Origin of the sequence: Streptomyces sp. NPDC126510 (assembly GCF_040302345.1) — a bacterium.
Classification (GTDB): domain Bacteria; phylum Actinomycetota; class Actinomycetes; order Streptomycetales; family Streptomycetaceae; genus Streptomyces.
The window spans coordinates 1-8,447 of record NZ_JBEORR010000079.1; the positions used below are offsets into that span (position 1 = coordinate 1).

General features: G+C 58.1%; 5 protein-coding genes, 1 tRNA gene and 2 rRNA genes. All 8 read left to right on the forward strand.

Annotated features, from left to right (window positions below; translation table 11 throughout):
* Nucleotides 1-479: topoisomerase C-terminal repeat-containing protein (locus ABTX60_RS42740; RefSeq protein ID WP_352102013.1), on the forward strand; the 479-nt coding region annotated here is incomplete at its 5' end.
* Nucleotides 480-512: 33 nt separating this feature from the next.
* Nucleotides 513-1,742 carry a DNA polymerase III subunit delta' gene (locus tag ABTX60_RS42745; RefSeq protein ID WP_095973514.1) on the forward strand — a complete coding sequence of 410 codons (1,230 nt, stop codon included), beginning with the start codon at nt 513-515 and terminating at the stop codon, nt 1,740-1,742.
* Between the two features lie 30 nt (nt 1,743-1,772).
* A tRNA-Thr gene (locus ABTX60_RS42750) sits at nt 1,773-1,845 on the forward strand.
* A 119-nt stretch (nt 1,846-1,964) separates the two neighbouring features.
* Complete coding sequence (locus tag ABTX60_RS42755) at nt 1,965-2,534, forward strand: RDD family protein (RefSeq protein WP_298776211.1); 570 nt, start codon at nt 1,965-1,967, stop codon at nt 2,532-2,534.
* 30 nt (nt 2,535-2,564) lie between these two features.
* The gene (locus tag ABTX60_RS42760; RefSeq protein ID WP_124566771.1) at nt 2,565-2,987 is read left to right on the forward strand and encodes a DUF2752 domain-containing protein; all 423 of its coding nucleotides are present in this window, start codon (nt 2,565-2,567) and stop codon (nt 2,985-2,987) included.
* Between the two features lie 152 nt (nt 2,988-3,139).
* Entirely contained in the window at nt 3,140-3,337 is a 198-nt protein-coding gene (locus ABTX60_RS42765; protein ID WP_003946112.1) for a hypothetical protein, read from the forward strand.
* A 516-nt stretch (nt 3,338-3,853) separates the two neighbouring features.
* A 16S ribosomal RNA gene (locus tag ABTX60_RS42770) occupies nt 3,854-5,371 on the forward strand.
* A 329-nt stretch (nt 5,372-5,700) separates the two neighbouring features.
* Nucleotides 5,701-8,447 (forward strand): 23S ribosomal RNA (locus tag ABTX60_RS42775); the annotation flags it as partial.

The following is an 8,447-nucleotide window of genomic DNA, read 5'->3' on the forward strand; positions in this document are numbered from 1 at the left end:
CGAAGGAAGAGATCACGGCGCAGAACGGCCGATACGGTCCGTACCTGAAGAAGGGCACGGACTCGCGCTCGCTCGCCAACGAAGAGCAGATGTTCACCGTCACGCTCGACGAGGCACTCAAGATCTACGCCGAGCCGAAGCGTCGTGGGCGTCAGGCGTCGGCAACGCCTCCGTTGCGTGAGCTGGGTGTAGATCCGGTCAGCGAAAAGCCGATGGTGATCAAGGACGGCCGTTTCGGTCCCTACGTCACCGACGGCGAGACCAACGCCAGCCTCCGTAAGGACGACGACGTCGAATCCATTTCCGATGCTCGTGCGTCGGAGTTGCTGGCTGATCGTCGTGCGCGCGGCCCGGTCAAGAAGAAGGCAGCGGCCAAGAAGGCCCCGGCAAAGAAGGCAGCTGCGAAGAAGACTGCAGCCAAGAAGGCGCCGGCAAAGAAGGCAGCAGCCAAGAAGGCTCCGGCGAAGAAGGACTCGTAAGGCTTCGTCGGTGCCGACGGTTAGGGTTTTTGCATGAGTACTGAAGTGGCCGAACGAGGTGTGTTCGGTCGGCTGGTGGGTCAGCACGACGTCGAGCAGAGCCTGCGCGATGCCGCACTGTCGGCTCGTGGCGATTCCAGCGGCTCGGAGATGACTCACGCGTGGCTCTTCACCGGGCCACCCGGCTCAGGTCGTTCGGTGGCCGCTCTCTGCTTCGCCGCGGCCCTGCAGTGCACCTCCGACGGTGCACCAGGGTGCGGCGAGTGCCATGCGTGTACGACCACGATGGGCGGCACCCACGGTGACGTACGACGGATCATCCCCGACGGACTGAGCATCAGCGTCAAAGGCATGCGCGAGATAGTCAACATCGCTTCGCGGCGGCCGACGACAGGGCGATGGCAGGTCATCGTGGTCGAGGATGCCGATCGTTTGACCGAAGGCGCGGCCAACGCCCTCCTGAAGGTTGTCGAGGAGCCGCCGGACCGCACGGTCATCCTGCTCTGCGCGCCCACGACCGATCCCGAAGACATGTCTGTCACCTTGCGCTCGCGGTGCCGGCACATGCCGTTGGTGACGCCGTCCGTCGAATCGATCGCTCAGGTATTGATCGACCGCGACGGGCTGGATCCCGAGCGGGCGAGAATCGCCGCATCGATCAGCGGTGGACATGTCGGGCGGGCTCGGCGTCTCGCCACTGACGAGAGCGCACGGGACGAGCGTCAGCGTTCGCTGCGGCTAGCTGCCGACGCCATCGGGGCGTCGACGGCGTACAAGGCCGCAGAGAATTTGGTGAAGTCGATCGAGGCCGACACCAAGGCGTTCTACGCCGAGCTCAAGGAACAGGAACTCGAAGAACTCAAGGTCGCCTTGGGCGGCGGTGGTACCGGCAAGGGAACGGCAGGGACTCTGCGCGGATCTGCAGGTCTGATCAAGGACCTCGAAGCGCGTCAGAAATCGCGCGACACCCGGGCCCGCCGTGATCTTCTCGACCGGACGCTGATCGATCTGGCCGGCATGTACAGGGATGCACTTTCGTACTCACTGGGTTCGACGTCGACGGCGACCCATCCCGACATGGCCCGTCAGGCCGCCGAGCTCGCTGCCCGAACGTCCCCGGAGGGGTTGCTCAAGTGCATCGAAGCGGTGCTCGAATGCCGCGAAGCTGTCGACTTCAACGTCAAGTTGCAGTGGGCGCTCGATGCGATGGTTGCCTCCATCGGAGCCGCTTTCCGACCCCCGTTTTCGCGATCCGGGGGTTGACCAGATAGACTCGCCACCGCCGAAAGGCACGCTGCCTTAGCTCAGTCGGTAGAGCATTTCACTCGTAATGAAAAGGTCGAGAGTTCGATTCTCTCAGGCAGCTCGGCCAAGAGCCCCACACCCGGAAATCCGGATGTGGGGCTCTTGTCGTTAGTTCTCATTCTTGCGTATGTGCGGTTTATCCTGAGGTCGGCGAACACGTGCCTGAACAGGGAGACCTCGATGTCGGATCAGAACTGGGGACCGGGCCAACCATCGCAGAATCAGCCGCCGTACGGACAGATGCCGCCGATGCCGCCGCAGGGTTATCAGCCGCCGACGCCCGCCTATCCGTACGCAACCTGGATCTCTCGCGTGCTCGCGTCAATCCTCGACGGCTTTGTCGTTCCGCTCCCGGGTGTCATCCTCGCGATCATCGGGGCGGTGATCGCGTTCTCCGGATCCGAAGTGACCACATACGACGACGGCAGCGTGAGCGCGGAAGGCGGCAATCCGGTCGGCGTGATCGTCATGGTCGTCGGAATACTGGCGATCTTCTTGATCGAGGTGTGGAATCTCGTCTTCAGGCAAGGGAACACCGGACAGACGCTCGGCAAGAAGTGGCTGGGAATTTCGGTGATTCGGGAGTCCGACGGTGTACCTCTCGGCCCGGTGATGGCGCTGCTTCGTTGGATCATGATGGCGATCCTGGGTGGCGCCTGCTTCCTCAACTACCTCTGGCCGCTCTGGGACTCGAAGCGCCAGTGCTGGCACGACATGGTGGTCCGGTCGGTAGTCGTTCGCGCGCGCTAGTCGCTGCCGGGGTCTCTTACAGTGGGTGTCATGGAGTTGGAAGCGGTCGCACGTCGACGACGCGCGTTGGCCGCACCCGTCGGAGTTGCTGCAGTGGCGGTGACGGCCGCCGCGGTACTCCACTTCCGTGATCCCCACAGCGCGGGTAGTTACGGCGTTTGTCCGATGTACGCGTTGACGGGATTGTGGTGCCCGGCGTGTGGTGGCCTTCGTGCGGTCAACGACCTGACTAATCTGGATCTTGGCGCCGCAGTGTCCAGCAATGTCTTGATCGTGCCGTTTATCGCGGTCTTGGTGATCGCGTGGATCGGTTGGACAGTGCGCCGTTGGAAAGGCACGCGGGATCGCATGATCGTGCTTCGGCCGACTGTGACGATCGTGGTGCTCGGAGTTCTCGTTGCATTTACGGTTGTTCGAAACACCCCGTGGGGGAGCTGGCTCGCGCCGGCGTGACGGTAAGAGGTCGACATGGCACTGCAGGTTTTTTCGCTCATCGTTCTGCTCGGCGCGCTGATCATCCTGATTCCGACGGCACGACGTGTCTTCGGCAAGAAGGACGACGAGTAGGTCTCGACAACTGGGCACGAGCGGCACATGCTGACGGTATGGCTGATTCGTTGAAAGCCCGCGTCAAGGAAAAGCTGCTGAGGCAACTCGCCGAGGACGGTCGGCACCCGATCCAGGAAGCTGAGGGTGACGATCCCCGGTTGGTGTCGATCAACGACGACCTCGAAGCGTTGGAACAGGCCGAGGAAGGCGATCCGATCGTCGAAGAACTGGCCGAGAGGTACTGGGTTCCGTGAAGTTTACCGACCGCAGTGCTCTGACCTGGCGATTTGGTGTTGTGTTGATCTTCGCGTAACTTTGTCCAGGTCAGAGCGACACGGACACCGACTCCCACCTGCGAGGGTGAGTGACACGAGGTTGTACGAAGTGCCTGGCGAACACAATCCAGTTTTTCTTGACGGGGTTCCGGTTTGCGCCGGTGACTTGGTTGGGATAGGCTGGAAAAGTTGCCCCGGAGCGGCGGCCATAGGGTCGTGGTGATGGTGTGTGCGTGTTCTTTGAGAACTCAACAGTGTGTCGATGAATGTCAGTGCCAAAATTAATTTGGTACTTCACATGTCGGATGATGTTCCGGGCCTTCGGGTTTCGGTTCTGATGTTCGGGGTGTGAGTATTTTTCGTCGGTGATTGTTCATTCTTCCGTCTGAATGGTTGCCGACACATTTTTTGCTAGTTGAGTTTTTTTGCTAGTGATTTGACTCTTTTTGTCTATGACTGATTAGCCGGCCTTCGGGTTGGTGATATCTAGAGTCTTCAACGGAGAGTTTGATCCTGGCTCAGGACGAACGCTGGCGGCGTGCTTAACACATGCAAGTCGAGCGGTAAGGCCTTTCGGGGTACACGAGCGGCGAACGGGTGAGTAACACGTGGGTGATCTGCCCTGCACTTCGGGATAAGCCTGGGAAACTGGGTCTAATACCGGATATGACCTCCTATCGCATGGTGGGTGGTGGAAAGATTTATCGGTGCAGGATGGGCCCGCGGCCTATCAGCTTGTTGGTGGGGTAATGGCCTACCAAGGCGACGACGGGTAGCCGACCTGAGAGGGTGACCGGCCACACTGGGACTGAGACACGGCCCAGACTCCTACGGGAGGCAGCAGTGGGGAATATTGCACAATGGGCGAAAGCCTGATGCAGCGACGCCGCGTGAGGGATGACGGCCTTCGGGTTGTAAACCTCTTTCAGCAGGGACGAAGCGCAAGTGACGGTACCTGCAGAAGAAGCACCGGCTAACTACGTGCCAGCAGCCGCGGTAATACGTAGGGTGCAAGCGTTGTCCGGAATTACTGGGCGTAAAGAGTTCGTAGGCGGTTTGTCGCGTCGTTTGTGAAAACCAGCAGCTCAACTGCTGGCTTGCAGGCGATACGGGCAGACTTGAGTACTGCAGGGGAGACTGGAATTCCTGGTGTAGCGGTGAAATGCGCAGATATCAGGAGGAACACCGGTGGCGAAGGCGGGTCTCTGGGCAGTAACTGACGCTGAGGAACGAAAGCGTGGGTAGCGAACAGGATTAGATACCCTGGTAGTCCACGCCGTAAACGGTGGGCGCTAGGTGTGGGTTCCTTCCACGGAATCCGTGCCGTAGCTAACGCATTAAGCGCCCCGCCTGGGGAGTACGGCCGCAAGGCTAAAACTCAAAGGAATTGACGGGGGCCCGCACAAGCGGCGGAGCATGTGGATTAATTCGATGCAACGCGAAGAACCTTACCTGGGTTTGACATATACCGGAAAGCTGCAGAGATGTGGCCCCCCTTGTGGTCGGTATACAGGTGGTGCATGGCTGTCGTCAGCTCGTGTCGTGAGATGTTGGGTTAAGTCCCGCAACGAGCGCAACCCCTATCTTATGTTGCCAGCACGTTATGGTGGGGACTCGTAAGAGACTGCCGGGGTCAACTCGGAGGAAGGTGGGGACGACGTCAAGTCATCATGCCCCTTATGTCCAGGGCTTCACACATGCTACAATGGCCAGTACAGAGGGCTGCGAGACCGTGAGGTGGAGCGAATCCCTTAAAGCTGGTCTCAGTTCGGATCGGGGTCTGCAACTCGACCCCGTGAAGTCGGAGTCGCTAGTAATCGCAGATCAGCAACGCTGCGGTGAATACGTTCCCGGGCCTTGTACACACCGCCCGTCACGTCATGAAAGTCGGTAACACCCGAAGCCGGTGGCTTAACCCCTTGTGGGAGGGAGCCGTCGAAGGTGGGATCGGCGATTGGGACGAAGTCGTAACAAGGTAGCCGTACCGGAAGGTGCGGCTGGATCACCTCCTTTCTAAGGAGCATCTCTTTCGCTCGCTGCACACAGGTGTGGTTGAGGAAAGCAGAGGCCATTTCGTTCCCGTATGTGGAACGGTGGTTGCTCATGGGTGGACGCTGACAAGCATTCGTTTTCGTTACTGCCGGCCTCAGTGCTGGTGGGAGAACAAATTATATCGGCATACTGTTGGGTCCTGAGAGAACACGCGAGTGTTTCCTCTCTAGGAAGTAACGACAAATGACTGCAGTTGTCATACCGGTCCACTTTGGTGGGTGTTGGTGTCAACGTGTATGTGGTTGTTTGTGTGTTGTTTGAGAACTGCACAGTGGACGCGAGCATCTTTGTTGTAAGTAATGAAGAGCGTACGGTGGATGCCTTGGCACCAGGAGCCGATGAAGGACGTAGGAGGCTGCGATAAGCCTCGGGGAGCTGTCAACCGAGCTGTGATCCGAGGATGTCCGAATGGGGAAACCCAGCACGAGTGATGTCGTGTTACCCGCGCCTGAATATATAGGGCGTGTGGAGGGAACGTGGGGAAGTGAAACATCTCAGTACCCACAGGAAGAGAAAACAACCGTGATTCCGTGAGTAGTGGCGAGCGAAAGCGGAAGAGGCTAAACCATGGGTGTGTGATAGCCGGCAGGTGTTGCATTCGTGGGGTTGTGGGGTTCATTTTGTCTGTTCTGCCGAGCAGGCCAACAGTAAGAAATCACAGGGTTAGTGGAAGTGGTCTGGAACGGCCTGTCGTAGAGGGTGAGAATCCCGTACACGAAAACTTTGTGACTGTTGTAATGGAAACCCAAGTAGCACCGGGCCCGTGAAATCTGGTGTGAATCTGTCGGGACCACCCGATAAGCCTGAATACTCCCTGGTGACCGATAGCGGACTAGTACCGTGAGGGAAAGGTGAAAAGTACCCCGGGAGGGGAGTGAAATAGTACCTGAAACCGTGCGCTTACAATCCGTCAGAGCCTTCGAGCAGTTTACTGCTGGGGGTGATGGCGTGCCTTTTGAAGAATGAGCCTGCGAGTTAGTGGCATGTCGCGAGGTTAACCCGTGTGGGGTAGCCGTAGCGAAAGCGAGTCCGAATAGGGCGATCGTAGTGGCATGCTCTAGACCCGAAGCGGAGTGATCTACCCATGGCCAGGTTGAAGCGACGGTAAGACGTCGTGGAGGACCGAACCCACTTAGGTTGAAAACTGAGGGGATGAGTTGTGGGTAGGGGTGAAAGGCCAATCAAACTCCGTGATAGCTGGTTCTCCCCGAAATGCATTTAGGTGCAGCGTCGCGTGTTTCTCACCGGAGGTAGAGCTACTGGATGGTCTAGGGGGCCCACAAGCTTACCGAAATCAGCCAAACTCCGAATGCCGGTGAGTGAGAGCGCGGCAGTGAGACTGCGGGCGATAAGGTTCGTAGTCGAGAGGGAAACAGCCCAGATCGCCAGCTAAGGTCCCTAAGCGTGTACTAAGTGGAAAAGGATGTGGGGTCGCGAAGACAACCAGGAGGTTGGCTTAGAAGCAGCCACCCTTGAAAGAGTGCGTAATAGCTCACTGGTCAAGTGATCCTGCGCCGACAATGTAGCGGGGCTCAAGTACACCACCGAAGCTGCGGCATTCACGCAATAGCCCCCAGTTGATCCAAGGATTTTCTGGCAGGTGTGTGGATGGGTAGGGGAGCGTCGTGTGGCCATGGAAGCGGCAGGGTGACCTAGCCGTGGAGGCCACACGAGTGAGAATGCAGGCATGAGTAGCGAAAGACGAGTGAGAAACTCGTCCGCCGAATGACCAAGGGTTCCTGGGCCAGGTTAATCCGCCCAGGGTGAGTCGGGACCTAAGACGAGGCCGACAGGCGTAGCCGATGGACAACGGGTTGATATTCCCGTACCCGTGTGAACGCGCCCATGGTGAATCAGTGATACTAACCATCCTGAAGCCACGAGAAGACCTTCGGGTCTCGAGTTGGTGGATGCATGGGACCTGATCTGGTAGTAGCCAAGCGATGGGGTGACGCAGGAAGGTAGCTGAGCCAGTCAGTGGTAATACTGGTGTAAGCGTGTAGGGCGTGACCTAGGCAAATCCGGGTCACACATAGCCTGAGACGTGATGCGTAGCCGATTGAGGCGAATTCAGTGATCCTATGCTGCCGAGAAAAGCCTCTAGCGAGCTTTCACACGGCCCGTACCCCAAACCGACACAGGTGGTCAGGTAGAGAATACTAAGGCGATCGAGATAACTATGGTTAAGGAACTCGGCAAAATGCCCCCGTAACTTCGGGAGAAGGGGGGCCCTGTCTGGTGACGACATGTACTGTCTGAGCTGGGTGGGGCCGCAGAGACCAGTGAGAAGCGACTGTTTACTAAAAACACAGGTCCGTGCGAAGTCGTAAGACGATGTATACGGACTGACGCCTGCCCGGTGCTGGAAGGTTAAGAGGACCGGTTAGTTCCTTCGGGAGCGAAGCTGAGAATTTAAGCCCCAGTAAACGGCGGTGGTAACTATAACCATCCTAAGGTAGCGAAATTCCTTGTCGGGTAAGTTCCGACCTGCACGAATGGCGTAACGACTTCTCAGCTGTCTCAACCGTAGACTCGGCGAAATTGCATTACGAGTAAAGATGCTCGTTACGCGCGGCAGGACGAAAAGACCCCGGGACCTTCACTACAGCTTGGTATTGGTGTTCGGTTCGGTTTGTGTAGGATAGGTGGGAGACTGTGAAACGGTGACGCCAGTTATCGTGGAGTCGTTGTTGAAATACCACTCTGATCGAATTGGACCTCTAACCTCGGACCATGATCTGGTTCAGGGACAGTGCCTGGTGGGTAGTTTAACTGGGGCGGTTGCCTCCCAAAATGTAACGGAGGCGCCCAAAGGTTCCCTCAGCCTGGTTGGCAATCAGGTGTCGAGTGCAAGTGCACAAGGGAGCTTGACTGTGAGACTGACAGGTCGAGCAGGGACGAAAGTCGGGACTAGTGATCCGGCACCGGCAAGTGGAAGCGGTGTCGCTCAACGGATAAAAGGTACCCCGGGGATAACAGGCTGATCTTCCCCAAGAGTCCATATCGACGGGATGGTTTGGCACCTCGATGTCGGCTC

Excerpts from the sequence above, each read along its gene's own strand:
- ABTX60_RS42760 (WP_124566771.1), top strand. The coding sequence starts at position 2,565 with ATGGAGTTGGAAGCGGTCGCACGTCGACGACGCGCGTTGGCCGCACCC.
- ABTX60_RS42755 (WP_298776211.1), top strand. The coding sequence starts at position 1,965 with ATGTCGGATCAGAACTGGGGACCGGGCCAACCATCGCAGAATCAGCCG.
- ABTX60_RS42765 (WP_003946112.1), top strand. The coding sequence starts at position 3,140 with ATGGCTGATTCGTTGAAAGCCCGCGTCAAGGAAAAGCTGCTGAGGCAA.
- ABTX60_RS42745 (WP_095973514.1), top strand. The coding sequence starts at position 513 with ATGAGTACTGAAGTGGCCGAACGAGGTGTGTTCGGTCGGCTGGTGGGT.